We start from the raw sequence: 26,090 nt of genomic DNA, 5'->3' as shown, positions 1-26,090 counted from the left end.
CTCACCACTGTCGATAGGGAATGCCGTTGATGCCGACGCGGTCCGACTTCGACGAGACATCGAACACGTCTTTGCCCGCTGTGCCGCGCGCCGATGCATCGGCGGCATCGGCGCTGTCCGCGCTGCCGCCGTCCGCATGCGCGGGCGGTTCGCCGAACGCGCGCATGGTCCAGGTGTCTTCGGGCGGCGTTTCGGGATCGCCCGTATAAAAGGGATCGCGCGGCACGCGGCGCAGGAACATCAGCAGTCCGCCCTTTGGATCCTTGACGTTCTTCACGCCGTCCACGAGCACGGCAAGCGACGGCGGATAACCCGAAGCGTCCGCCTCCCGCTCGATGAGACCCGTATCGCTCGCTTCCTTATAGGCATCGAGCGCGGTGCGGATTTCGCGCAATGCAGCGCTCAACTGCTGTTCCCTCTCGCGCTGCACGATCAGTTGCGAGAACGGCATCACGGCAAGCGCGAGAATGCCGACGAGCGCCAGCGTGATCACGAGTTCGATCAGCGTGAAGCCGCGCTGTCTCGCAGGACGCGCAATCAGCAAGCGGCCGCGGCATGCGAGCGCGAACATCGTCTAATACCCGCCGTTCTGGACCGGGCGCAACGGGTTGTCGCTGGGCATGTCGCCGGGCGGCATCGTGAGCATCGGCGGTGGCGCGACTGCCGCCGGTTGCGCGGGTGCAGTGGGCGGCGGTGCGGCCGGCGCTGCATAACCCGTTTGCGGCGCGCCGCCGTTCGTACTGCCGCTCGTATTGCCGCTATCGTTGCCGGAAGGCGGCGTCTCGGGCGCGGCCTGCTCGGCTGCAGGCGCTGCGCCGTTGGCAGGCGTGGCGGCGGGCGCCGGCAGCGATGGCAAGGTCGAATAGCGTCCGCCGTAGGGCTGAGGCGGCGGCGTCGTGCGCGGCTGCACGGGCAACTGGCCGAACGCACTCGCTGGCGGCGTCGTCGGCCGGTTCTGCGTGCTGCTGTGCTGCGCGCCCCCCGTCGTTCCGCCACCGACACTGCCAGGCGTACGCATCACAGGACGCGGCACGGCGGGCTCCAGTTCCGCGACGACGGGATCGAGCCGCAGCTGATCGGCGTGCACGTTGACGTCGGTGCCCGACCAGACTTCCTGCGTGTCCGCATCGGCGGCGATCTGCGGACGCACGATATGCGGCGTGATCTGCAGCACGATCTCCGTCTTCACGTGATCGCCGTTGTGATTGGAGAACAGCCGTCCGAGCACGGGCAATTGTCCGAGGCCGGGCACCTTGTCGGCTGTCGCGCGATCTTCGTCGGAAATGAGGCCACCGAGAATCTGCGTTTCGCCGTCGCGCAGACGCAGACTCGTCGACGCATTGCGCGTGCCGATCTGATACGCGAGCGTCGTCAATCCTGCCTGCGAACTGTCGCTCTGAATCACCTTCGTGATATTGCTGACTTCGAGGTTCAGCTTGATGCCGACATCGCCGTCGCGATAGACCTGCGGCTCGACTTCGAGCTTGATGCCGACATCGAGATACTGAACCATCTGCGTATACGACGGCCCGCTCGTGCTCGGCGTGCTCGAACTCGAAATGACAGGCACCTTGTCGCCGATCAGGATGCGCGCCTTCTCCTTGTTGCGCGCACGGATACGCGGACTCGCGAGCAGGTTGGCGTCCGTGTCGCTCAGCTTGAAATTGGCCGTCGCGGACAGGCCGCTCACGTTGAACGCATTGATGGGCAGATGATGCAGTTCGCCCCACGTATTCGCCGTCGCGGGCGTCGACATCGTGAACGAGTTCGGCCACTCGATACCGAGATCCGTCATCCGGTCGTGCGAGACTTCAAGCACCTGCACTTCCATCATCACTTCTGGCTCGGGAATGTCCTGCGCGGCGATCATCTGCTCGGCCACGCGGATCGTGTCGGGCGTGCCGCGTATCGTCACGGTATTCGCGCGTTCGTCGACCACCACTTCCTTCAGCTTGAGCAGACTCTTCAGCAAGCCCTGAATCTGCTTCGCGTCGACGTTCGACAACTGGAACGTGCGCACCTTCAGTTCCTGATATTCGAGTTCCTTCGCGGGCGTAGCCGGATAGATGAACAGCGTGTTCGCGTTGAGCTGCTTCTTGTCGAGCTGGCTCTGCATCAGGATCATGTCGACGGTATCCTGCAGCGTCGCATTCGTCACGAAGATCGTCGTCTTCAGATCGGCGCGCACGTCGCGATCGAAAATCACGTTGAGCCCCGTGGTTTTCGACAGCGCTTCGAACACCATCCGCACGTTGGCGTCGCGGAACTGCAGCGTAACGGGCGTGCGCATGATCGACGATGCAGCGATCTTTTCTTCCTTCAACGCGCGCTGCTGATTGCGCTTGTCCTGAATCTCCTTGAGCATCTGCTGCGCCATCGGGTTGGTCGGATTCTGCACCAGCACGCGATGCACGCGTTCTTCGGCAAGCGCATACGAGCCGCGCTGCATCATGCGGTCGGCTTCCTGCAGCGTCGACAGATCGCGCCGGTCGCGGTCGAGCGCCGCGCCGATCTTGCGTCCACGTTCGCTCGTCGGATCGATCTGATACGCCTCGCCGAGCTTTTGCACGGCAAGGTCGTACTGATAGCTCGCGCGATACGCTTCCGCCGCGTCGAGCGCCGCATTCACGCGGGCGTCGCGGTCGTGCAGATAGTCGAGTTGCAGCTGCGCGTTGGTGGGATCGTCCTGGCGCGTCCCAGGCGGCGTCACGCAGCCACCGAGCACCAGCACGGCAAGCGCGACGCACGCCGCCTGGCGCGTCATCAGCGGCCAGTGACGCGTGTGAGCAATGGGACCGGGCGGATAGCGCGTGGATGAGCCGCTGTCCCCGTTGCGGCTCCGATCGCGGCTGCGTGCGGCTGTCATTTATTTTCCTTCGCTTTGCATTGAGACGACCTGCCTCTGATTCAGCGGCAAATAAGTCAACACGACATCGCCGTCGGAAATCGACTCGACGCGATACTGCCCTTCTACGACATCGCCTTGCGACACGATCAGCAACTGGTCGCCGCGGCTCAGGAAGATCTGCGGCTTGAGCGTCGAGCCGTCCAGCTTGCCGAGGTACGTGTAGGGCACAGGCGGCGCCGTGGGCGGCGGCGGAGGCTCCGGCGCGGCCTGCACCACGGGCGGCGGAGGCGGCAGCCACGACGACGCGACAAACGGGTTGTTGCGCGATTCGAGCGACATCGGCTTGCGCAATGCCGCGAGTTTCTGCGCGGGCGTATCCGCTGTTGGCGTGCTGGCCGCCTTTGCGGTCTCGTGCGAAGCGTGAGCATGTGTCCGCACGTGTGCCGCAGCGTCACGAACGGGCCCCGACGACGGCGGCACGCTTCGATGCACGGCAGGCACAGCCGCCACCGCAACCGAAGCCTCGCGCGGCATGCGCCACGCCTTCACCGACAGCGCGATCGTCGCGATCAGGCACAGTCCCAGCACGCCATGACGAATGAGTCGCTGGTTCATGGCCGCGCCGTCCCATAGACGAGTTCGAAGCGAACGCGCGCATCGAGCACGCTGCCATCGACGGCAGGCCGTTCGACATGAATCTCGCGCAACGCCGCGTTCGGCAAGTTGTTCAGCACCGAGGCGAGAAAGCGCCGGATCGCGCCGTACTGATCCTTGACGGGCAATAGCATCTGATAGCGCACGTATCTTCCGCCCGACTCGGCGACGACGAGGTATTCCGCGGAGCCGACGGTCAGACTGTTCTCGCTCGCATGCGCGAGGATCGCGGCGATGTCGTCGGCACTGCGCGCGAAGGGCGGAAACAGTTCGGGCAACGTCGCCAGCATCGCGGAGTCCGCATACGAATGCGCTTCGCTTTCCGCCGATGGTTTCTTCGCCGCAGTCGTTGGCCGTGCTTCGGATGATGCGAGGCCGAGCGTGTCCGCGCGCATGCACATCGCGCCGTTCATCGCGATCAGTGCCGCACACAACAGCAGCACGCCCGCGAGTCCCGCGATGCCGAAGCGCCGCGTCAGTTCGAAGCGCAGTGTCAGGAGACGGTCGCGAAGCGCGTCGGAGTTCATGACCGGCTCCATACGGCTGTGATCTGAAAACGGACGGGCGTGCCCGGCACGTTGTTTTCGATTTCGTGGTCGTTGAGAATCGCCTCGCGCAAGAGCTTGCTCGATTGCAGATAGCGCAGATACGCGATCATCGCGTCGAAATTCTTCGCTTCCGCCGTGATGCGAATCTGGCTTTGCACCGGATTGTGGTCGATGCCGATCAGCGCGACATCGTGGGCCGGATAGTCTTCGAGTATCGACAGCAGGTCTTGCCACGGCACCGTGAGTTCGCGCAGCACCGCGAGACTTTGCTTCTCGGCGTGCATCGCCGCGGGCGTCGCGGGCTTGACGACAGGATGCGACTTCGCGAAGAGACGATGCCGCGCCTGCTCGACCTGCTCCTGCACGCGATCGTTGTCGTCGTAGGCCTGCCACAAACTGACGCCGCTCGCGCACAGCAACACCAGCGCAACGCCCAGCAGGGCCAGCCCCGCGTGCGAGATACGCGGTCTGTTGCGCGCGAAGTCGATGTCGAGCCGCTGGTTCATCGCGCGTACTCCAGCAGACTACGAGCCGCGTTATCGACCGAAGACGCGGACGACGCATGAACGGTCACGCTCGCAAAGCGCGCTTCGAGCGGCGCAGGATCGATATCGATGCCATGCAGCGCGAGCGCGCAGGTTTCGCGTTTCGCGGCAGTGCGTTCCGCGCAGTGCTCGAATGCCTGTTCGGCGAGCACAGCGATTCGCTGCGGATCGCGCGCGTCGTGGGGGAACAGACGTTGCGCATCGTAGCCGGCCCAGCGTCCTGCTTCGATCAACACGGCTTGCAACAGCGCATCGGCGGCGAAGAGCAGCATCGTGTCCGGCTGCTGTGTCGTATCGAGCGAACGATTGAGCATCTCCGGCAGACACAGCTTCAGCGCCCGCACATCAACGCCCGCCGACGCGCCCACATCGCGTATGCCGTCGACCAGCGTGCGCGGCAGCGCACTCGCGAATGCCGCGCGTCCGCCGCGCTGCACGCAGACGCGCACGCAGATCGCTTGCGCATCGACGCCATACGTATCGGCGAAATGCGCGTGCGCGACCTCGTCGATTTCCCGCGCGCGCAGCGCCCGGAAATCGCCGCGCAGGACGGCATGATTGCCCCAGAAGTCGTCGAGCACGATATGTGCGGCATGGCTGCGCGAACGGCCATTTTCTATCGGTGCTGCTTCATCCGGCTCTGCTTCGAACGCTGCGCGCAACGCGTCGAATACGCCGTTTTCCGTGTAGCACTGCTCGTGCGACATCGCGACGATCCGCGAGTTGTTCTCAGATGCGGCATTGCGCGAGCGCTTCCAGCGCGACACGCGCTGGCCGACGGCCACCTCGCGCGTGCCGACGCCAATGCCGATGCACTCGCCGAAAAGATCATTCGACCATCGTGACACGGTTGATCTCCTCGAGAGTCGTCTCGCCTTGCCGAACGAGTTTCACTGCCGCGTTGCGCAGCGTCTGCATGCCCTGGCGAAACGCGGCAGCCTTGATCTGCGTGAGCGGCGCGCGCTCCGACAGCAACTGACGCAACTCGTCGTCCATGCGCAGCGCCTCCGCGACCGCACGGCGCCCGCGATAGCCGCTGCCACGGCACGCCGCGCAGCCCCGTCCGCGCCGGAACAGATAGTCGCCCGCCGTATCGGGATCGATGCCCGAGCGCGCGAGCGTGTCGGCATCCACGCGGTCTTCGACGACGCAATCCGCACAGCACTGGCGCAGCAGACGCTGCGCGATCACGCCGTTCAGCGCGGACACGAAGCTGTACGGATCGACATCCATGTTCGTGAAGCGCCCGATCACGTCGAACACGTTGTTCGCGTGCACGGTGGTGAACACCTGATGGCCCGTCAGCGCCGCCTGCACGGCGATCTGCGCGGTCTCGGGGTCGCGTATTTCGCCGACCATGATCTTGTCGGGATCGTGACGCAGAATCGAGCGCAGCCCGCGCGCGAAGGTCAGGCCTTTGGCCTCGTTGACGGGAATCTGAAGAATGTCGCCGAGCTGATACTCGACAGGGTCTTCGATGGTGACGATCTTTTCGAGGCCGTCGTTGATCTCGGTGAGAATCGCGTAGAGCGTCGTGGTCTTGCCGCTGCCCGTTGGCCCTGTGACGAGCAGCATGCCGTACGGCATCGCCGCGACCGTGCGCATGAAGCGCGTGTCTTCCTCCTGAAAACCGAGCGCTTCCAGCGTCAGACCGCCCGACGCCTGCGACAGCTGATAGCGGTCCAGAATACGCAGCACGGCGTCTTCGCCGAACTGGTTCGGCATGATCGACACGCGAAAATCGATTTCGCGCCCTGCATAGACGGCCTTGAAGCGTCCGTCTTGCGGCACGCGCCGCTCCGCGATATCCAGTTCGGAAATGACCTTCACGCGCGACAGCACCTGATCCGCGACATCGCGTCCTTCGACGCGCCCCACCACCGTCAGCACGCCGTCGACACGGCACTTGATCATCAGCCCGTGCGCGCGGCATTCGAGGTGAATGTCGCTCGCCATCATCTTCAGCGCGTCGTAGATGGTCGAATTGAGCAGACGCACGACGGCGCTGTCGTCGTTGCTGATGCCCTGCAACGTCAGCGCAAGCGAGGCGGGATCGGTTGCGTGCACGGTTGTTTCGTCGAACGCGAGCGAGTCCATCGCGCGCACGTCTTTCTCGCGCACGGCGAGCCACGCCGCGATGTCGCCGACGCTCGCGAGCGCCCATCGATACGGCACCATCGGCCGCGCGCGCATGCGTTGCTCGATGCTGCCGCGCGTGCGCCGGTCGAGCGGATCGGCGATCACGAACAGCAGGCCGCGCGCATCGTCGGGATCGGCGAAACAGACGCACAGGCGGCTCGATGCCTCGACGAAGGGCACGACGTCGAAGTCGGGCTGCATCGCGTTCAGCATCTGCATCGTGACGGCGCGCATATGGCATTGCGCAGCGAGTTGCGCGAGCAGGTCGTCGGCGCGCATGTCGGTCTGCGTGAACAGATCTTCGAGCGCGCGTACACCCGAACCGTGACGCTCCATCAGCGTGCGCAGCGCTTCGCGCAGATCGGCTTCGTGCTTGCCGTCGCTGCCGTTCGCTGTGCTCACCGTGTCCATGACGCCCTCGCCTGCTTTTGAAGCATCGAACTATTGGATGCTCGACGCGATTTCGAAGATCGGCATATACATCAGCACGACGATGCCGCCGATCACGACGCCGATAAAAATCATCATCGCGGGTTCGATCAGCCGCGAAATCAGATCGATTGCTCGCGCGACCTGCGCTTCCTGAAACGCGGCGATCCGGTCGAGCACCGGGCCGAGACCGCCCGTTTTCTCGGCGACGGTCAAGAGCCGGTACGTGATCGCATCGGCGAGCGACGCCTGCTGGAACGCGTCCGAAATCTTCGTGCCGTTGCGCACCTGTTCGAGCGCGCGGGCCAGCGACGCCTGATCCGAGCGGCCTACCAGTCCCTTCGCCAGATCGAACGCGCGCACGGCGGGAATGCCGCCATCGACGAGCATCGCCGTCGTGCGGAAGAACTGCGACTGACGGAACACGCGGAAGTACTGGCCGATGCCCGGCAACGCGAGCATGCGATCCGCGATCCAGTCGCGCGTGGATGGACGGCGCAGCATCACGGCAGCGGCGATTGCCAGCGCCGCCGAGCCGAACGACAGTTCCTTGCCGTGCGCGTGAACCATGCTGCCCCACGCGATCAGCAGTTGAGAAAGAAGCGGTAGTTCGCGCCCGCTATGTTCGAGCAGCGTCGAGAAGCGCGGCACGACGAAGCCCAACAGAAAGAGCACGACTACCGCGCCAACCCCCAGCAAGACCGACGGATAGATCGCCGCCGACACGACGCGGCCACGCAGTTCATGCAGCATCGCGCTGTTGCGCGAATAGCGCGTGAGGCTGTCGGCGAGACCGCCCGTCTGCTCGCTCGCTTTCACGCACGCGACGAGCACGGCGGGAAAGACGTCGCTTGCCTGTTCGAGCGCGGCGGACAACGACTGTCCTTCTTCGAGCCGCCGCAGCAAGCCGCGATACACAGCCGCCGATGCGTCGCGCCGCTCATTGCTCGCCAACGTGCGCAACGCGTCGACCACACCGACGCCTGCTGCGAGCAGCGCGGCGAGTTCGCGCGCGAAGAGTTCGACATTCAGCTTGCCGCGAGCGAGCGCGGGCGCGCGCACGCGCCACGGCGCGTTGCCGCGTTCGCCGCGCACCGATACGACGCGCAGTCCGCGCGCGCGGGCCACGGCAGCGGCATCCGCCGTCGAGTCGCTCTCGACGCGCACCGTCTGCACCGCACCGTTCGTATCGAAGACCCGCAGCACATACTTCACGTCGCTTCTCCTCACGCTGCCTTGCTTCACGCTACTTTCCGCAGCGCTCGCCGCTCACCAGGAAGTCACGTCCGAGTTCTCGCCCGCGCCGCCCGGCTGGCCATCCTTGCCGTACGTGTACAGGTCGTAGTCGCCATGCTCGCCGGGCGAGCGGTATTGATACGGACGATCCCACGGGTCGGGCGGCGCGTTCTTCTGCAGATACGGACCGCTCCAGTGCGGGGCGTCCTGCGGCTTCGCCATCAACGCCTGCAGACCTTCTTCCGTCGACGGATACGCACCCACGTCGAGCCGGTATTGATCGAGCGCCTTGCCGAGCGATTCGATCTGCGCGCGCGCAATCTTCGTGTTCGACTTGCCGACCTGTTCGAAATAGCGCGGCGCGACGAGACCCGCCAGCAGACCGATGATGACCATCACCACCAGCAGTTCGAGCAGCGTAAATCCACGTTGGCCACGCTCACCACGTTCACGCGCAGCCCGCCGGACGCACCTTCTGCTCACGTCGCTCGCATCGTTCACGTTGATTTCCTCCCTCGGGCTGCGCGCTGCCGCTATACCTGAGTGCATTCTTGTTCAGGTGCGCGGAGGCGCTAAGTAGGGAGACCCGTGCAAACGGATGGGTAAAGCCCCTCCAGTTTTCGACGGGCTAGATGAAGTAGTTCAACCCATTCGACGTCTCGTCGGGCAGCGCGAGCACGCCCAGATCGAGCGCCGCGCGCACGAGCCCCGTCGCGTTCGAAACGCCGAGTTTGCGCATCAGGCTCGCGCGATGTTTCTCGATGGTCTTGGGACTCAGGCGCAGCTGTTCGCCCACTTCGCGATTCGTGCAGCCTTCCGCGACGAGCCGCAGCACGCTGCGCTCGCGGCCCGTCAGCGCGCTCCATGTCTGCGCGTGTTCGGTGTTGGCCGCGAGGCCGGGCGGTTCGCCATGCCGCGCGCCGTATTCGTCGAGTGTCGGGTTGCGGCGGCCGAGCATGACAAGGCGCATCGCCTCGACGAGTTCGTCGAACGAAGCGTCCTTCAGCACGTAACCGTCGACGCCCGCCGCCAGCGCTTCGCGCATATGCATGTCGCTGGCGTGGATGGTCAGCGCGATGATGCGTATCTGCGGCGTGTGCCGCTTGATCTGCGCGATCGCGTCGACGCCGCTCTTGCCGGGCATCGACAGATCCATCAGGATCAGATCGGGCAGCAGCGCCGCGGCGAGACTGCACGCTTCGACGCCGTCCCTCGCCTCGCCTGCGACGCTGTATTGCTGCAACCTGCGCACCATCGAACAAAGACCGCCGCGCAAGAGCGGCTGGTCTTCGGCGATCAACACCCGGTGGATCTTGTCCACGTTGCCACCTCCGTGCAGCGCTTCACGATCCGTTGCTGGAGAGCACCTCGTGATACGCGCTCAGCAGTTCGTCCGGTGTCGCGAGGCCGTCGAGGCGCAGCCACGGCTTGCCGGGCGCCGCGCGCAGAAACGCGACGGCCGTGTGATTCATCTTGTCGCCGCGATAGACGTTGAAGGCGCGTTGCGCGGCGACGCTCGCGTCCACCGTGCCCGTGTAGTACTGCCACTCGGGACCGGCGCCGAAGCGTTCCGCGTAGGACTTCAGGCGCGCGGGCGTGTCTTCTTCGGGATCGATCGAAATCGACACGATGTGCACCTTGTCGCGCTCGCTGCCCAGCTGTTCCTGCAATTGCTCGAAGGTCTGGCTGACCATCGGGCAGATCGTCGTGCACGACGTGTAGATGAACGTCAGCAGGACCGGGCGGCCATCGTTCAGCTCGTCGGCGAGCGAGACTGACTTGCCGTCGTCGCGCACCAGCGTCACGGGCGGCAACGCGTAGTCGGCCGTCGTGCGGGTCGTGCCCGGCGCCATGTCGTGATGATGCGCGTGCATGTCGTGCTCGCCGGACATCGAATGCTGTTCGTCTTTTGCCTGCTCGTCCTGGCTTGGCGCGGCGCCGGCGGGCGTCGTCGCTTCGTGTGTATCGTTTGCGTCGTTCGCCGTGGGCATCGGCATGTCGGCGGGCATGGCGTGAGTTTCGTCTGCGGCGGCCTCTTCGGTTGCTTTTTCTTTCGCCGCTGCCGCCGCTGCCGCCTGCTTCATCACCCGCTGTTTGGCCGACATGTTCGCCATCGCGGCATCGTCGGCGCTGGCGTCGTCCATGTTCATCGAGGCATCGTGATGATGCGCCGGCGTCTGCGGATCGGCGCCAAACGCGGCTTGCGCTGCGAATGCCGCGCCTGTCAGAATGAGCGCGCCGAGTACGCGCGTTTGCGTGTCCATTGCAACCTCCTCGTCATGACGCAATGGGCTGCGAACCTGGGGCCGGCGCGCAATTCGCCCTTGCTCGTGTCAGTCTCGTCAAACGGGTGGAGAGCGTCATTGGATGAAGCTACCCAAAGCAAGGTAGGAGACTTCCACCTGAGGGTTGCTCCGCTCCTCGCGGTCAGAGGTTCCCCGTACGGATCGCAGCATGTGCCCCGTTGCCGTGCGTCGAGTGCGCGGCCTACAATCGTCCAGCGGCTTGAACGTTTTCGGGTCTATCAGCAGGAGCGCCCATGCATGCCATTACGCCGCCTGAACCGCCCGTGAGGCTGCGCGATCTGATCGACGCGATGCGCAAGCTGGGCCACGCCGCGCGCCATGCGCAGCCGCATGCCGGGCATGCCGCGCATGTCAGCGACGCGCGCGGCGCGGCGCTCGCCGTCACGACCTGCGACGGCGCAATCGTCAGCGTGAATCGCAGCGCGACGGTGCTGTTCGGTTACGCGAACGCCGAGCTTGCAGGCAAGCAGCTCGCCGATTTCGCGCACGACGACGACCACGCGCACGCCGAGCACGAGTTTCGCAGCAATGCCGCTGAAGCGTTCCGTTCATTCGACGTCACGCTCGTGGGCCGCACAGGGCATCGGCTGTTCCTGCGCGTGTTTCAGCAGAGCATTGCAACAGACGCCAGCAACGCGCCCTTGCGCCTCCTGATGTTCGTCGAGCCGCTGACGCTGGCGAACGTCAATTCAATCGACGGCGACACTCACGCGTTCACGAACTGGCTCTTCATGGGCCAGCAGCGCGAACGCGAGCGCCTCGCCGCCGAACTGCACGACGGCATGGGCCAGGCGCTGACGCTGATCAAGCTGATGGTGGAAGACGCACGCATGCGCCTGCGAGCCGGTCATACCGACGACGCCGCGCAACTGCTCGACTCGACCGTCCTGCAGATCCGCGACACCATCGGCGAGATGCGGCAAATATGCGGCGAGTTGCGGCCGCTCGCGCTGGAGCGTCTCGGCTTGCCCGCCGCGTTGAGCACGTTGTGCAGGCGCGTCGAGAAGAGCGTCGAAACCTTGCGCGTCGCGTTCGCGTGCGGCGTCGAAGACGGCGAGATACGCGATCATCTGAAAGCCGATATCTTTCGCGTCGTGCAGGAAGCGCTCAACAACATCGTCAAGCATGCGGACGCGTCGGAGGTCCGCGTCGATTTGCAACGCGACGGCGCGTATCTGCGGCTGTCGATTCACGACAACGGCAGCGGCTACGACCATCATCCGCTGAATTCGAACGATGCACGCACGAACGGGCTGGGCCTGATCGGCATGCAGCATCGCGTCGAGGCTCAAGGCGGCGTGTTCGCCCTGAACCCCGGCGACGACGGCGGCACGGAGATTACCGCTCACTGGCGGCTGTAGCGCGTCGCTTTTATCCCGCTTCCGTGCCCGTCATGCGCGGCAAGGTGCCGGGATCATGAGTCACGTGCGTGTCGTCGACACCGAGACACGTCAGCTTGTCGTCCGAATCCGGCTCCGCGCACTTCGATGCAAGCGAGGTCAGCAATCCCATGCTGATCGCCGCGAGCACCAGCCCCGTGACGTTTTCGATTTCGAGCTTGTGCATCACGCTCGCGCGATATTTCTCGATGGTCTTCGGGCTCAGGTTCAGATACTGCCCGACCTGCCGGTTCGTGCGGCCTTCCGCGATCAGCTTCAATACGCTGCGCTCGCGCGCCGTCAGCAGATCCCATGCTTTCTTGGGCGCGGCGATCTCACGGCCCGTCACGAACGAATCGACCATGAAGCCGTAGACGTCTGCGCTCAAATGCTTCTTGCCCTGCATGACGGTGCGCATCGCGAAGAGCAGTTCGTCGAACGACACGTCCTTGAGCACGTAACCGTCGACGCCCGCGCGCAACGCCTCGCGCACGTACTCTTCGCTCTGATGCACGGTCAACGCGATGATCCGCACGTCAGGCGAACGCCGCTTGATCGCGGCCGTTGCGTCGATGCCGTTCATGCCGCGCATCGACAGGTCCATCAGGATCAGGTCGGGCGCAACGGACATCGCAATCTGACAGGCTTCTTTTCCATCGCGCGCTTCGCCCACTACTTCATATTCGCTTTGCGTCGACAGCATCGATCGCAACCCGCTGCGCAGCAGGTCATGATCTTCTGCGATGATGACTCGATGTTTGATGTTCACTTTCGGCTCCTCGGCTCCGACATCTGTTATGGCTTTAAGATCGGCGAGCACAAATTCTTCTTCTTTCGATTGTTACTTTCTTGAACATTACGTTAGTATTTCGATATGCTAACTACGTGTTTCAAGTTCCCTCTGCAGCGAGCTTTCGCGCAGAAACAGCAAGGAGCTTGCCAATCTCGCGCGGCCTGATCAGACGGATGGTCGATTAAGAATTCGTCAGATATCGGTAAAAGTTGCCTCTAAAAACGTTTCATTTCTGATCGTTTTCTTTCCGTTTCGCCGTTCGGTAATAATCCGCAAAAAGTTCATTTCCACGCAGCGCGATCTTTATTGGAGAAGTTTCCGCTCACGCTCGTGCGGCGCTCTCCTGCTTCCGTCTTTCATGTCCGCCACACGCCTCCGGACTGCGCGAGACGCTGGCGTCCTTAACCGGCCCACCTGTAACGTTTCTGTACAGTGGGTGAAAGCCCTCCACTCGCCCATTCGAAAAAGGGGAACACGCCCCATTGCCGAGCGCTGGACCGCGCAACAGAATCAGAACACCAGCGGAGATCCATCATGCGCGGGCATGCAGCGACACGACCGGCTCATTCGTCGACCGCGCCATCCGTCGTACTCGGGGCCGTGCTGTTCGTGTTCATGCACGCGGCGCACGCGGATATCTTCGGCAAGGTCGATCGCTCGGGCGCAGTCGTGCTGACCGATACGCCGGGCAAGGCGGGCATGTCGGTGATCGTCGCTGCGCCTGTCGCTTCTGGTCGCGCAAAGCAGCCCGGCGACTCGCGCACTGTGCCCGTCGATACCGCGCAGTTCGATACGGTGATCGCGGAAGCCAGCGAAACTTTTCATCTGCAACCCGAACTCATTCACGCCGTGATCGACGTGGAATCGCGCTACAACCCGTATGCCGTCTCCGACAAGGGCGCGCTCGGTCTCATGCAGCTGATGCCGGACACGGCACGCCGATTCTCCGACGGCAACATGTTCAATCCGCGCGACAACGTGCTCGCCGGCGCGCGCTATCTGCGCTTCCTGCTCGATCTCTTCAAGGACGATGTCGAACTGGCGCTCGCCGCGTATAACGCGGGCGAGAACGCGGTGATACGCGCGGGTTATCGGGTGCCGTCGTTTCCCGAGACGCGTTCGTACGTGCCGCGCGTGCTCGAAAAATACCGGCGGCTACTGCCTGCCAGCGGCTGAGCACATAGAGCGCGTCGGTGCTTGCGTCTAAGGCACGATCCAGTCGCTATCGGCGACGACACGCAGCCGGTCGGGCTCCGCATAGCGCACGATGTAGCCGCCCTTCGACGCGAAACGCTGCCCCGGCGCAAGCGTCAGGCGCGGATAGTAGCCCGTGAGAATGCGATGCTCGAGCATGTCGTCGATACGTTCGACGAGATAGTCCCGCACGAAAGCATCCACCATATGGCTCAGCGTTTCCGCGAGCAGTCCGCACGCGAGATAGGTATCGGCCTGCACGCGTTCGTCGACGACGGGAATATGGCGGATCGCGAACCAGCCGAATGCGTAGTCGACACGCACGCGCCGCCCTTGCGGCAGATCGACGGGATAGGCGAGCCGCGCGTTGGCGCGCCACGACGCGGGCAATGGCGCGCGGTCGAGTCCGCCCATGATTCCCGACACATACACGGCCGTCGATGGATGCGGCGCCTCGCCGAGCGCAGCGAGATCGGGCGGCCGCAGCCACAGCACGACTGCATCGGCATGCGATGCGTTGCGAAGCGCGGCAGCAACGCCTGCATTAGCCGACAACGCGCGATTGTCGACGGCAATACCCTGTCTGCGCAAAGTCGTGGCGAGCAGTTGCGCGGCGGCCTCGCCGCTATCGCCTGCCCGATACACCTGCAGCACGCTTCTGACGGGCCGCGCCGGCTCGCGTATTCGCTGCGCGATCAGCTGCGCTTCGAGCAGCACGCCTCGCGAGAAGTACATCGAATAAAAATCATGCTCGCTTTCAACGGGCACTTCGACATTCGGAAACAGACACGGCACTTCCTCGCGTTCGCAGAAGTCGTGAACAGGCGCCCAGTTCCGGCCGCCCAGCCCCGATATCACGGCGAACACCGGCTGCTGCGCGAGATAGTGCTGTAACTGCTCGCGCCAGGTATCCGCTGCGCCATGCAGCTCCCACACATGCAGTTCCCAGCGTCGATTGACCATGAACATCATCTTGCGCGACGAGCGCAGCGCGGGCGTCGCGCCAAGCGGCGCGGCGTTCTTGTCGGCGAAATAGTGTTGCAGCACGTCGAGCATGCCGCGCCGCTTCACGGGATCGGCGTCAGGCGTGATGATCGTCGCGAAATGCAGGACGGTGTCGGTCACGCCGGGCGCTCTGCGGCGGTCGAGCGTCTTCAGATAATCGATCAGCGCATGCATGTCCGCATCGCTGAGCGCGAATTGCGGCATCAGATAACCGAGCGGCCTGCCTTCGGAATCGATGCCTTCGCGGATCGCGCGGGCAAGCGTCGCTTCCCTGTATGGCTGGCGAGCCGTGCGCATCCCGTCGATAAACGGCACCATGAGTTCGTCCGCGCTCTGCGCGCCCGGACGGAACAGATACTGCGCGGCGATCGGGGGAATCGTCGTGTTGCCTTCCTTCGCACCGAGACCGCTGCGCCGATGGCAATTCGCACACGCAGCGGCCGCGCCGCGCATCGCGAGCTGCTCGTGATGCGTCGCTTCGACGGCACTGCCGTCGCCCGCGATGCCGTCGCGAAAGATCGCCTCGCCGGGATTCATAGGCGGCGATGCGTGCGCGCCGAATGTGGATAGCAGCGCGCTCGCGGCCAGTGCGAATCCCAGCAGCCACCCGCTCGCGACGTGACCGCGCATCATGACTACGGCGCAGGACGCAGCGCGGGCATGCCGCTCACGCCCACGGCCACCGTTGCGTGGCGCCCCGGTATCGCGGGCTTGATGAACATGCCCTCGTCGAGCGGCGGATTCATCGACACTCTTTCGAGCACGAGCCGGTCTTTCTTCGCCGCGCCCGCCACGCTGCTCTCGATCACGAACGGCACCTGCAAGCCGTCCACTTCGCGAAAGTCGCGATACGTCACTTCGACTATCACCGGCGTGCGCGACAGGGTGGGCGCTTCGCGGTCGTAGCGGATATCGAGGAACGTCGCGGCATCGACCCACACATGCCGATGCGCGCCCGACGGCAACGTGACGTTGAGCCGGTAAGCGTTCTTCCCTTCGATCGCTTCCATGCCGTCGAGCGCCACCGTAATGCCCTTCGCCGCGTGATCGAGCAACGGACCGTCGATCACCTGCTCGTCGCGCGCAAAGCGCACTTCAGCGGGCGCATAAGCCTGCACATCGGGCGCGCCGCCCGACGACGGCCTGATCTTCCAGCCTTCCCTGCCGTCGAAGATGCGCACGATCCGCTGGCTCATCGCCGTGATCTCGAAGCGCGTGCTGCTGGGCCGCCGCAGCGCGAGCACGAACGGCGCGTTCGGCGTCGGCGCATTCGCGCTTTCCACGTGCCCGGTCCAGAGCATCGTGCGAATCTGCCGCCATGCTTCTTCGCCGCCGCGCGCAGTCGCATTCTTCGCGATGATTTCGTCGACGGTAAGGGGATGTTCGGCTGCGGGCATCTGCGCCCACGCGATGGCGGATACGCAGCCCGCCAGCAACCAGGTGACGATGCGTTTCATGATCGGACCTCGTGCGAACGCGCCGCTTATTTGGCCGCGACCTTCGCGGGCGCGGGTGCCGGTTGTCCCTGTGCGGGCAACTGGGGCTTCGCGAACAGCGTATCGTCGGCGGGCTGATTCACCGCGACGCGCTGGATCGTCATCTGATGCTTCTGCTTGACGCCCGTCACCTGCGTCTCGAGAACATGCGGCACCGTCAACGCCCCTTCGCGCCGGTAATCGCGGTAATACACGGCGACGTTATGCAGGCGGCCATCCAGCCGGCGCGGATCGCCTTCAACCTTCAGTTCGAGAAAGCTCGACGCGTCGATCCATACATGCCGCTGCCGCTGGTCCTTCGTCGTCAGCAGGATCTTGTAGGCGCGATGACCCTCTATGGTCTCCATGCCTTGCATCGCAATCTGGCTGCCCTTGGCCGCATAGTCGATCAGCGGGCCGTCGAGATCTGCCGTTTCCGCCGCGGATTTCGCTTCGGCAGCCGTATACGGTTCGGCGACATTGCGCCCGAGAAACGGCCGCACTTTCCAACCCTGCGCGCCGTCGTAGACCTGATACGCAATCTGGTTATCGAAGTTCAGTTCGAAGCGGCTCTTGTGCGGGCGCTTCATCGTCATCACGAACGGCAGCTTGACGGGCTTCGTGCCGCCGACGTCGATCTGCCCGCTCATCATCATCGTCGTGACGGCGCGCCACGCTTGCAATCCGCCGCGCGCGGCCACGTTGCGTTCGACCACCTGCGACGCGCTCATGCCGCCGCCGCCCGCCGCCATTGCCACCTGCGAAGCGGCGATCGCGGTCAGCGCGAGCGTCGTGCCAGCCGTCATCCGAATGCCCCGTTTCATGTCTGTCTCCTCGATATGTTGCCGCGCGCACCGCTTCACTGAACGACCAGTCCGTCGATATGGAACGAGCCGATCAGCACGTTGACGCGGTCTCCTGCCTTCACCACATCGCCCTTGTTCGAAAACACCATCCAGTATTCCTGGCCGACTTCGAGGTCGCCCGTCTGCCGCAACTGGCCGATGTTGTCCATCACGGGCACTTCGAGCAGCACGTGTTTCGCTTCGCCGTACAGATACGGCGTCGTGCTCTTGTCGCCGAGCAGCTTCGCTGCCGCTGGATCCGTCACGCGATAGCTGAAGCGCAACAGGTTGCCCGACGCGGTGCGCCGCACGCTCAGCCTGTCGATGCCGCGTACCGACTGGTAGAACGCGCGCGCATGCTGCGGCAGCTTCATCGGCTCGTAGTGCGACGCGTGAGAAGTGTGAGCGCTGCCGCTTTGCACCGACACCTGCTGGGTCTGCTGCGCCGTTGCGGGGACCGCCAGCGCGGCGGCCCAGCCGACCCATGCCGCCGCGATGACGAGGCGTCTCATTGCACGCCTCCCGTGACGGCGTTCGCCTGCTGTCCGCCCGCTCCCGCCGCTCCGTTGTTCAGCACCTGATTGAGCAGATCGAGCAGCGCGCCGGGCGCGAGCGGCAGGTTGCCGCCTGCGAACAGCCCCGTGCGCGGCAACTCCACAGCGCCGATGTCGTAACTGCCGCTCTGCGGACGCTGCGTGCCGAAGAAGTCGTGATTCGGCGCACCCGCATTCGTGCCGGCATTGACGGCAGGCGAGCCCGTCTTGATCGAGTAGTTGCCGAGCGGCACGCCGTAGCCCGTGCTGCCCGAACTCACCGTCATGTTGAACAGCGACAGCGGTCCATACGACATGTTGATCCACTGGTTGCCTTCATCCGGTGTCGCCGACGGCATCAATCCGAACAGCGGATTCGGCAGCACGGTGTCCGCGATTCCGGGCGGCACCGCGAAGCCATTCCCGCCGCCTTCGGGCGGCACGCGTGCGCCGTTGCAGTACTGGCTCACCACGTTCGGATTCGCTCCGCTGTTGTGCGCGCCCGGGTAGTCGGTTGCGTCCGTGATGATCGAATACTGCGGTGCGAGCCGCATGCCCGACGAGTGATCCGACGGCTTCGTATCGCCATACGCGCCGATATCCCAGTACACCGCCTTCGGATCGCAGTAGCCCGTCTGATGACCCGCCTGGTTCAGCGTCGGGTTCAGCGTGACGATGTTCTGCAAGCCCGGGATATTCGGATTCAGCCCGCCCACGGTGATATAGAACGTGCGGTTCTGCCAGAACACGTCATTCGTCATCACAGGGAACGAGAAGTGGCTGCAGTCCTGCCCGTTCGGACATCCCGCGTTACCCGCGGTGAAGGCCGTCAGGAAGTTCTGCGTGTGCTTCGCCGTTTCGAGGCCGGACGGCTGCATCGTCGACGTGGTGATCGGGCTGCACGTCGTTTCCGAGCCGACGGTCGTGCAGTTCGGCGGACCGACGTTGGCCTGCGCGGCAAGCGCCGTGTTGAACAGCACGCCCGCTGACGCCGTCGAATCGTTCGACATCACCGTGTTGTTGATGAAGTTCACCCGCACGGCATCCTGCACCGACACGCCGCCGCCCGACCAGCCCGCCACGTTGTTCGCGATGATGTTGTTGACCACGCTCACTTCGTACCAGCGGTTGCGGTTGCGCGGGCTGCGCTGCACGTCCGTGCCATTGATGTTCTGCAGACGCAGGCCGCCGCCCTTGCCGCTTTCCGCCGTGTTGCCGACGATCAGATTGCCGTCGATCACGAGGCCAGGTCCGACGCCGTCGGAGAGCTGCGGCGCGCAGTCGATATCAACGGGGTTGTTCTCGCAGAACGTGCCGTCGGGCGGGACGCCCTGGGCGATCAGCCCGCCGCCGTATGTCGGCAGCGTCGGGTTGTTGCTCTGGTTGAACAGGATCCAGTTGTGCGACAGATCGCCGTTGTAGCTGAAGCCGAAGTGCGCGACACCGCCGCCGTCGCCGCTGCTCATGTTGCCGCAGACCCAGTTGTAGTTGAAGTGATAGTTGTCCGCGCCCGAGCAGAACGTCACGCCCGCTGCCGACGAAGGCGTCGTCGAGTTGATCTCGTCGCCGTACGACGCATTCGACGTCACCGAGTTGTGGTGCACGTTGACATGCGTGTTGTAGGCGAACGGCTCCTCGGTGAAGCCATCGGCGGCGATCGTGCCGTCGGGCACTTCCACCTGGCCGACCGTGATCCCGCCCGTCAGCGTGCCCGCGTTGGCGAACACGCGGTTGTTCGACACCTCCGTATAGTGGTTCCAGCCGTGCAGGAAGATGCCGCCGCCGCCCTGCGAGCTGTTGGTGAACGTGATGCCGTCTACCCGTGACGGATTGCACAGGAAGTTGCTCGAGTACGTGTTGCAGTCGGCATTGCTGGCCGTGAGCGGCACGCAGATTCCGTTCGCCGTGCAGTTCGGATCGGGCTGCAGACGCCCGCCGACGCGCACGTCGCGCACGCCCTTCGCGAGCACGGTGATGCCCGCGCCTTCGTACGCGCCCATCAGCGTCGGCTCCATCAGCAGTTCGCCGAGATTGCCGTTGAGCGTGTTGTCCCAGCCTACAGTCGGCTCGAGCGGAATTGCGTCGACCTGGCGCTGCATCGCGGCTGCGCACGAGTACGCGCCCGACGGATCGTACGGATTGCCCGCCGAGATCGCGCCGCCGTTGAGCGACACACCGAACAGGCACGCCACCTCTCTGCGCCACGGATCGAGCTTGCCCGACGGATGCGTGTTCGCGTTCACGACCACGGACGGCGCACCCACGCCTTGCAGACGGACCGGCTTCCACATCAGCAGCATCTCGTTGTAGTTGCCCGGACCGACGATGATCATGTCGCCCGGCGTGGCCTTGTCGATGGCTGCCTGCAGCGCGTTGCTGGTGCCGTTCTCGCCGCCCACATAGGTTGGCGGCTTGCCGCCGATCGTCACCGTGACGGTATCGATCGACTTCTTGCCGTTGCCCGACGTGATCACCAGTTCGCCGCAACGCGTCTGCGTGTTGACGCCGCGTTGCTGGATCGTGCAGCTCGACTGGTTCGCCGACAGCGTCGGCACGTTGACGCTGATCTGCGTATCCGACCACGAATTGACGTGCGCATTCACGCCGCCGATCGTCACCGTTCCCGATCCTTGCGCCGTGCCGAAGCCATAGTGGCGCGAGACGAACTTCTGGTTGTACGGCGCCGTCGTCGCGGCGGGACCGCCGTACGCGTGGTTCGGCACCTGCTGGTCGCCGAGCGCCTTGATCGTCAGCGTGTGACCTGCCTGGCTCACCCACGGACCGGCGCCGCCGCCGCTCGAGTCACCCGTCACCGAAGAAATTGCCGGCGTCGCATCGGGGTACGCGCAATCGGGCGGGTTGTAGCCGTCCGCGAACGCGGACACAGGCACGACAGGCGTATCCATGTATTGCGTCTGTCCGGGCATGAACGGTATCTCGTAGCAGAACTGGCTGTACGCAGGGTTGAAGAGCGGATCGCGGATCGTCTGCCCCGGATGCGCGGGGTCGGGCATGTCGGGATCGTTCATGCAGGCGACCATCATCGTCGGCGCGTAGCCCGTCGGATTCGGCGGATTCACTTCCCACGTCGAGTAATTCATGCCGTTGAAGATGCCCCACTGATCCGAATAGACGCGGCTCACCTCGTTGCCCGCGAAGTCCTTCAGCGAAACAGGCACGTTCGGCACCGCGAACTTCTCGCCGAATTGCGGCGAATACGGGTCGAACTCCGATGAGAAGTCGTCGAGCATGAAGCCTGTGAAATGCGCGGCCACGTGCGTCGAACTGAACACCCAGAACTTCGCGAGCACCGACATCTGATCGGTCAGCACGACTTCCTTGCGGTCGCACAGATGGCGTGACGCACCCGCGAACGGCGCGACTTCCTGCGAGCCTGGGAACAGGCTGATGTAGTCGGGCACCACGCGCAGCGCACCGACGCACGGCCAGAACGTTTCGACGCTCCCCGTATCGCCTTCGTGACGCGGTGACGAGCCGAGATCCGTCGTCGGGTTCTGCGCGTTGTTGCGGTTGTACGTCGCGTTCACGGCCGCCTGGTCGGGCAGGATGAAGATGTTGCCGAGACCGCCGAACTGCTGCGTGACGGGCGCAATGTAGTTGTCGCCGATCAGGATGTTCTTGTCTTCCTCCTTCACGAGTTCATAGCCCGGCGGCACGATGATTTCCACCACGTACTTGCCCGGCGGCAGCATGTACGAACCGTCCGCGAGCTTGCTGCAGATCGCGCAGTTCGAGCCCGTCGGCGTGCCCTTCGACGGATCGCGGCCCGTGACGCTCGGGAACTGGTACATCCCGTCATACGGCGCGGGCTGCAGCTGGTTGAACGCGTGCATGCCGTCGTAGCACTTGAACTGCGAGTGAGCAGGCAGCGCGCGATGTTGCGAGTCGAGCCACTGCGGGCTGTCCTTCAGCGTGAAGAAGAACGGGTCGGTGGTTTCCTGGCCCGGGCAGTTCATGTTCGGCATGCCGTCCGAACGGAAGCCCTGCGCCCAGTCGTCCCAGCTGCTGGTCTTCGTCGTATCGACGAGCTTGAGACTTTGCGTGCCGTCGGCGGCCGTGCCTTCCGCGTACAGGTTGACCGTCACGTTCGGCACGTCAGGCGTCCAGCTCGTATGGATCAGCAGAGCGGGATCGTCGAACGGACGCGTCGATGCGTAGATCACTTCGCCGTGAATCCCGCCGTTCTCGTTTGCCCCGTAAGGCGCCTTGCCGAACTCGATGAACGAGTTCTGGCCGGAAAAGCCTTGCCAGCCCATCGTCGTGACCCACGGCGGATCGACACGGCCCGTCGACGGATTCGTGCCCGTGCGGTCGTTGCAATCCGCGTCGTTGCAGTAGGTCGCGCCCGGCACGCGCAGTGCGGACGGCAGATGCGCGGTCGACGACTCCTTCGTGTTCGCGAAGTTCGCCGCGATCGACGAGCTTCCGCCTCCCGGCGTGCCGTCAGGCGGACCGCCCGCGTCATAGACGACGTGCACGCCCGTCTGCTTGTAGCGCGTCGTGTCGGCCTCCGCGATGTACCAGTTGAAGAGCGGGAACACTTCGTTGAACGACGCGTAGCCATTCAGGTCCGTGTTGTTGAAGTTCGAATAGCTGCCGTCGCGGAAGCGGATATTGGTCGGCACCAGCGCGAGACCCGGCTCGTTGTCCTGCGACACGCCGTCGCCGTTCGTATCCATGAAGCTGCGCGTGTAGAGGTTCGTGTGCCATTGCAGCACGGGCAGATCGCCGATGTTCTGCACCTGCCCGCCCTTCAGCTGCACGGCCGTCGCGAGTCCGTCGACGATCTGGTCGTTCCACTGGTCGAACACCGTGATGCGGAACAGACCGTCCGGCAAGCCGTTGATGCTGAACGTGCCGTCCGCGTTGCAGCGCGTGAACGCGATGTCTTCGAGATCGGGATCGCCGACGCTCACATAACATTGCGTGAAGCTCAGTGACTCGCGCGAACCGCTGCTGTAGAGGTTTTCGTTAGGCGGACGGCTGTAGTGCAGGTTCGTGATCTTGCCCGTCACGCCGTTGTTGCACGCCACGCCCTTGCACACGCCCGGCAGCCGCGCGTTGATGATCTTCGGATTGGCAAAGCCTATCGTCACGTGGAAGCCCGCCGGGCCGAACTCCTGGAAGTAGGCGGGACCGCCCACCTTGATGAAGGCGTCGTGCGCCTTCTGGCCGTCGAGCGTATTCGTTTGCAGCCACTCTTCGCCCTTCGCGATGCGATCCGCAGCCGGCGTCGCGACGACACCATAGCGGCCCGGCATCAGGTTCGCGATGATCGCCTGGCCGACGAGCGGCGACATCGTCTTGCCGTCCGACTCGAACTTCGGGCAGGTCGGAATCATGCCGACCAGTCCATCCTTGGCCTTCGTGATCGGGCAGGCATCGAGTCCCGTGCTCGGGTCGATCGTGCCTTGCAGCGAATTCGACAGCGGCATGTTGAACATGTCGTAGGTCATCTGGCCGGTGGCATCGCCCGTGCCGCCCGCGTCGTCGAACAGCTTGACTTCGAAGCCGCCGAGACCCGGTTCGCGCGCCGTGCCGAAGGCATCGGTGCCGCCGCTCACGTCGACTTCGCCGTTCACTGGCGCATCGTCTTCGAACACGAACACGGAGATCTTCGCGGTCTGCAACGGTGTCTGCTGCAACAGCACGTTGACGGCATGCTGCGCGGGCGCGATCGGCGCGCCGCCCATCGCGTGGCCGCACGTGCCCGACCCCGGCGCGAAGTCAGCGCCGCCGGGACCGGACGGGCAATCCTTCGCGATATCGAACTGCCGTTGCGGACCGTCCGGATTATTCGGATCGACGGGTTGCGGTGCGCCTGCTCCGTTCGTGAACGTGTTGCCGGCGTCGCCTGGCAGGATCGACAGGTAGTAGTGTTTGGTCGGGTCGAGCGCGACCTGCGCCGGATCGACGGCCGTCTGCTGGGCCACGCCCGTGCGGCACACGCCGTTGCCGACGTCGCACACGGCGGGCACGTGCGTGTTCGACGTGGGATCGAACACGGTTTGTCCCGATTCGCACGACACCGTGCCGACGCACCCCGCTGCGACCACGGGCATGTAGCTCGTGTGGAAGCTCGTGCCGAGGCTCGGCACGGGCAGCGGCGGACAGGTCGAAGGCCGCGTCGTCGAGTTGACCTGGCAGGCGGGATCGATCTGGAACGTGCGGTCTTCCTCGATGATCCAGCGGTAGTCGTTGATCGCCGAGCCCGTCTTCGCGTCCTTCACCGCGACCACGAGGCCGCTGCCGCCCTTGAAGGTCACGGTGACGGTCGCCGGTGCGCTCGCCGTGTTCTGCGAGTTGACGGCCTTGTACTGGAACGTGACCGTCGAAGTCGCGTTGCCGACAGGCGCAGCCGATGGCGTGACGTTGAACGAACCGTCCGCATTGAGTGTGACGGTGCCACCCGATGCGCCGCCCGCAATCGATGCCGTCAGCGGCAAGCCTGCCGGATCGCGGTCGTTGCCGAGCACGCCGGGCGCGCCGATATGCAGCTGCGACGCGATATTGCTGCTGAACGCATCGTCCGATGCAACGGGCGCGCCCGTCAGGCAGCTCGAACCCGCCGAGCACGCGTTAAGCGTCACGACGGCCGTCAGGGCGGGATTGCCGTTCGCCTGATAGACGAAGGTGTCCGATGTCGTGCCCGAGTTCGGCACATAGGTGAACGTGCCGTTGGGGTTCAGCGTCAGCGTGCCGCCCGTCGGCTGCGTCTTGATCTGCACGCCATAGACGCCGACGTCGTTGGCCATCAAACCCTTGCCGGGATCGGAGACAGTCAGCGTGTTGCCCGCGACGAGATAGTACGCATCGGGGACCGCCTTCGCGTTGGCGTTGCCCGCCGCTGAAGTGGGCAGCGCGCCGCCGTTCACGCTGATATAGCCCTGCATGCCGCCGTCGCGCTGGTTGTTGGTCGACAGGCTCAGTTGGCGGTCGAACACAGGCAACGCGAGTGCGCCCGCTGTGGGCGAATTCATCAGGACATCGTAGGTCTTGCCCGCTGCGAGGAACACGGCGCTCTGCACGCGCGGATTGCCCGGCAACACGTTGCCGTCTTCCGCGACCAGCGAGAAGCCGGACGTTGCAGGCAGGCCCGTTTGCGCGCCGACCACGGACGGCACATGCATGCGCAAGCCCGCATTCACGAAGCGCAGCAGGATCTGGCCGGTGGTCGTCGTCGTCGAGGCGGGCGCCGTGATCGGGAACGACGAGCCGTTCGCATTCGAGCGGTCGAACGCGACGCCGTTGATCAGGTAGTAACGCGGATCGTAGTTGACGGCAGGCGGATAGCAGGTGCCGTAGGTCGCCGACGTGGGATCGCCGCAGCCGCCCGACAAACCGGACCACACACGTGTCTCGCTGAAGCCGGCCGTGGCGACAGCCGTCGCGACCGCCTGGTTCTGCACCGGATCGATTTCGCTCAACACGAGCGGCAGGTCGGCATCGTAGTTGACGCCGGGATACGCCTGCCCTTGAGTCGTGCCGGGTGCGGGCGGCGTCGTGACGACGAGCACGCCGTACAGACCCATCGGCCCCTGAATCGACGGATGCGTGCCCGATTCGATCAGATACGTGCCGGGGCGCAGATTGTTCCAGGTCAGCGCCGTCGTCGCGCCCGTCTGCACTTCCGTCGAGAACGACTGCACGCGCGGCCCTTGCGTCGGCGGCGTGAAGCTCGCGCCGCTGCCCGTTCCGGCGATAGGCCAGGTCGTCGCGGTTTGCGTCGCGTGCACCGGACTCGGCGTCGACGTGGCCGACGCACCGAGACCGCCGCCGAACTGCCCGACGATCACAAGCGACGTCGGCACCTGCGCAGGCAGACTGTTGGTCAGGTTGATCGTCAGCGAGCCGGGCGGCGTCGTGATGACCACAGGCGACCAGTTCGCGCCCGCGCCTGAATTGCTGGCCGCGCACGTCGCGGGAGCAGTGGCCGCCGCCGAGCAGGTGTAGCCCCACATGGGCACGACCTGGCCGTCGGGAAGCGCAATCGTCTGGGCCTTCGCTGTCAGCGTCACGCTCGCGCTCTGCGCGCAGACTATCGCGCTCGCCGACATCAGCACCGACGCCACGACACCTGCCTTCACGAGGCCGGCAAGCGTTCTTTTGAAATCGCTGGATCTCATCGCGATTCTCCCCG

Annotated in this window: 18 protein-coding genes and 1 pseudogene; 2 read left to right on the top strand and 17 right to left on the bottom strand. The window is 64.6% G+C overall.

Annotated features, from left to right (window positions below; all coding sequences use genetic code 11):
• Position 1 precedes the first annotated feature (1 nt).
• The 11 genes and pseudogenes from QEN71_RS30955 to QEN71_RS30905 form a co-directional block, all read right to left on the bottom strand.
• Complete coding sequence (locus QEN71_RS30955; RefSeq protein ID WP_201646962.1) at positions 2–571, bottom strand: type II secretion system protein; 570 nt, start codon at positions 569–571, stop codon at positions 2–4.
• Between the two features lie 3 nt (positions 572–574).
• Positions 575–2,866 carry a secretin N-terminal domain-containing protein gene (locus tag QEN71_RS30950; RefSeq protein WP_201646961.1) on the bottom strand — a complete coding sequence of 764 codons (2,292 nt, stop codon included), beginning with the start codon at positions 2,864–2,866 and terminating at the stop codon, positions 575–577.
• Entirely contained in the window at positions 2,867–3,463 is a 597-nt protein-coding gene (locus tag QEN71_RS30945) for a hypothetical protein (RefSeq protein WP_201646960.1), read from the bottom strand.
• Complete coding sequence (locus QEN71_RS30940; protein WP_201646959.1) at positions 3,460–4,029, bottom strand: hypothetical protein; 570 nt, start codon at positions 4,027–4,029, stop codon at positions 3,460–3,462. Before QEN71_RS30940 ends, QEN71_RS30945 begins: the two co-directional genes overlap by 4 nt.
• Entirely contained in the window at positions 4,026–4,556 is a 531-nt protein-coding gene (locus QEN71_RS30935; RefSeq protein WP_201646958.1) for a hypothetical protein, read from the bottom strand. The genes QEN71_RS30940 and QEN71_RS30935 overlap by 4 nt, the downstream gene beginning before the upstream one ends.
• Positions 4,553–5,443, bottom strand: a complete 891-nt coding sequence (locus QEN71_RS30930; protein WP_201646957.1) for a hypothetical protein — start codon at positions 5,441–5,443, stop codon at positions 4,553–4,555. Before QEN71_RS30930 ends, QEN71_RS30935 begins: the two co-directional genes overlap by 4 nt.
• Positions 5,424–7,145, bottom strand: coding sequence for a GspE/PulE family protein (locus tag QEN71_RS30925; protein WP_201646956.1), 1,722 nt, complete (start codon positions 7,143–7,145; stop codon positions 5,424–5,426). Before QEN71_RS30925 ends, QEN71_RS30930 begins: the two co-directional genes overlap by 20 nt.
• Positions 7,146–7,175: 30 nt before the next feature.
• Positions 7,176–8,378 carry a type II secretion system F family protein gene (locus tag QEN71_RS30920; protein ID WP_201648022.1) on the bottom strand — a complete coding sequence of 401 codons (1,203 nt, stop codon included), beginning with the start codon at positions 8,376–8,378 and terminating at the stop codon, positions 7,176–7,178.
• Positions 8,379–8,432: 54 nt separating this feature from the next.
• Positions 8,433–8,948, bottom strand: coding sequence for a type II secretion system major pseudopilin GspG (gene gspG, locus QEN71_RS30915; RefSeq protein ID WP_377789351.1), 516 nt, complete (start codon positions 8,946–8,948; stop codon positions 8,433–8,435).
• A 79-nt stretch (positions 8,949–9,027) separates the two neighbouring features.
• Complete coding sequence (locus QEN71_RS30910) at positions 9,028–9,720, bottom strand: response regulator (protein ID WP_201646955.1); 693 nt, start codon at positions 9,718–9,720, stop codon at positions 9,028–9,030.
• A 22-nt stretch (positions 9,721–9,742) separates the two neighbouring features.
• Positions 9,743–10,276, bottom strand: a pseudogene (locus tag QEN71_RS30905) (SCO family protein); the annotation flags it as partial.
• 662 nt (positions 10,277–10,938) lie between these two features.
• On the opposite strand from QEN71_RS30905, the gene QEN71_RS30900 reads away from it, so the two are divergent.
• On the top strand, positions 10,939–12,066 hold the full coding sequence (locus QEN71_RS30900; RefSeq protein ID WP_201646954.1) for a PAS domain-containing sensor histidine kinase: 1,128 nt from the start codon (positions 10,939–10,941) through the stop codon (positions 12,064–12,066).
• Positions 12,067–12,076: 10 nt separating this feature from the next.
• Here QEN71_RS30900 and QEN71_RS30895 read toward each other — a convergent pair whose 3' ends face one another.
• Complete coding sequence (locus tag QEN71_RS30895) at positions 12,077–12,853, bottom strand: response regulator (protein ID WP_201646953.1); 777 nt, start codon at positions 12,851–12,853, stop codon at positions 12,077–12,079.
• Between the two features lie 558 nt (positions 12,854–13,411).
• On the opposite strand from QEN71_RS30895, the gene QEN71_RS30890 reads away from it, so the two are divergent.
• Positions 13,412–14,053: a lytic transglycosylase domain-containing protein gene (locus QEN71_RS30890; RefSeq protein ID WP_201646952.1), complete on the top strand. Its 642-nt coding sequence runs from the start codon at positions 13,412–13,414 to the stop codon at positions 14,051–14,053.
• Between the two features lie 27 nt (positions 14,054–14,080).
• Here QEN71_RS30890 and QEN71_RS30885 read toward each other — a convergent pair whose 3' ends face one another.
• Genes QEN71_RS30885 through QEN71_RS30865 form a run of 5 tightly spaced genes read right to left on the bottom strand, consistent with a single transcriptional unit; the run spans position 14,081 to position 26,076 of the window.
• Positions 14,081–15,709, bottom strand: coding sequence for a c-type cytochrome (locus QEN71_RS30885; protein ID WP_201646951.1), 1,629 nt, complete (start codon positions 15,707–15,709; stop codon positions 14,081–14,083).
• 2 nt (positions 15,710–15,711) lie between these two features.
• Positions 15,712–16,533 carry a LolA-like protein gene (locus QEN71_RS30880; RefSeq protein ID WP_201646950.1) on the bottom strand — a complete coding sequence of 274 codons (822 nt, stop codon included), beginning with the start codon at positions 16,531–16,533 and terminating at the stop codon, positions 15,712–15,714.
• A gap of 26 nt (positions 16,534–16,559) precedes the next feature.
• Positions 16,560–17,375 (bottom strand): LolA-like protein, encoded by an 816-nt coding sequence (locus tag QEN71_RS30875; protein WP_201646949.1) that lies wholly within the window; start codon positions 17,373–17,375, stop codon positions 16,560–16,562.
• A 35-nt stretch (positions 17,376–17,410) separates the two neighbouring features.
• Positions 17,411–17,908, bottom strand: a complete 498-nt coding sequence (locus tag QEN71_RS30870) for a hypothetical protein (protein ID WP_201646948.1) — start codon at positions 17,906–17,908, stop codon at positions 17,411–17,413.
• Entirely contained in the window at positions 17,905–26,076 is an 8,172-nt protein-coding gene (locus tag QEN71_RS30865; protein ID WP_201646947.1) for an Ig-like domain-containing protein, read from the bottom strand. The genes QEN71_RS30870 and QEN71_RS30865 overlap by 4 nt, the downstream gene beginning before the upstream one ends.
• Positions 26,077–26,090: the final 14 nt, after the last annotated feature.

This window comes from Paraburkholderia sabiae, assembly GCF_030412785.1.
GTDB lineage: Bacteria > Pseudomonadota > Gammaproteobacteria > Burkholderiales > Burkholderiaceae > Paraburkholderia > Paraburkholderia sabiae.
Note: the sequence above shows the minus strand (reverse complement) of the source record. Positions and strands in the feature narration are given on the sequence as shown.

Bases quoted from the DNA above. Each gene is read 5' to 3' on its own strand.
- gspG (WP_377789351.1), bottom strand. From the start codon at position 8,948: ATGCACTCAGGTATAGCGGCAGCGCGCAGCCCGAGGGAGGAAATCAAC.
- QEN71_RS30940 (WP_201646959.1), bottom strand. From the start codon at position 4,029: ATGAACTCCGACGCGCTTCGCGACCGTCTCCTGACACTGCGCTTCGAA.
- QEN71_RS30955 (WP_201646962.1), bottom strand. From the start codon at position 571: ATGTTCGCGCTCGCATGCCGCGGCCGCTTGCTGATTGCGCGTCCTGCG.
- QEN71_RS30925 (WP_201646956.1), bottom strand. From the start codon at position 7,145: ATGGACACGGTGAGCACAGCGAACGGCAGCGACGGCAAGCACGAAGCC.
- QEN71_RS30870 (WP_201646948.1), bottom strand. From the start codon at position 17,908: ATGAGACGCCTCGTCATCGCGGCGGCATGGGTCGGCTGGGCCGCCGCG.
- QEN71_RS30885 (WP_201646951.1), bottom strand. From the start codon at position 15,709: ATGATGCGCGGTCACGTCGCGAGCGGGTGGCTGCTGGGATTCGCACTG.
- QEN71_RS30935 (WP_201646958.1), bottom strand. From the start codon at position 4,556: ATGAACCAGCGGCTCGACATCGACTTCGCGCGCAACAGACCGCGTATC.
- QEN71_RS30945 (WP_201646960.1), bottom strand. From the start codon at position 3,463: ATGAACCAGCGACTCATTCGTCATGGCGTGCTGGGACTGTGCCTGATC.
- QEN71_RS30875 (WP_201646949.1), bottom strand. From the start codon at position 17,375: ATGAAACGGGGCATTCGGATGACGGCTGGCACGACGCTCGCGCTGACC.
- QEN71_RS30950 (WP_201646961.1), bottom strand. From the start codon at position 2,866: ATGACAGCCGCACGCAGCCGCGATCGGAGCCGCAACGGGGACAGCGGC.
- QEN71_RS30880 (WP_201646950.1), bottom strand. From the start codon at position 16,533: ATGAAACGCATCGTCACCTGGTTGCTGGCGGGCTGCGTATCCGCCATC.
- QEN71_RS30890 (WP_201646952.1), top strand. From the start codon at position 13,412: ATGCGCGGGCATGCAGCGACACGACCGGCTCATTCGTCGACCGCGCCA.
- QEN71_RS30900 (WP_201646954.1), top strand. From the start codon at position 10,939: ATGCATGCCATTACGCCGCCTGAACCGCCCGTGAGGCTGCGCGATCTG.
- QEN71_RS30865 (WP_201646947.1), bottom strand. From the start codon at position 26,076: ATGAGATCCAGCGATTTCAAAAGAACGCTTGCCGGCCTCGTGAAGGCA.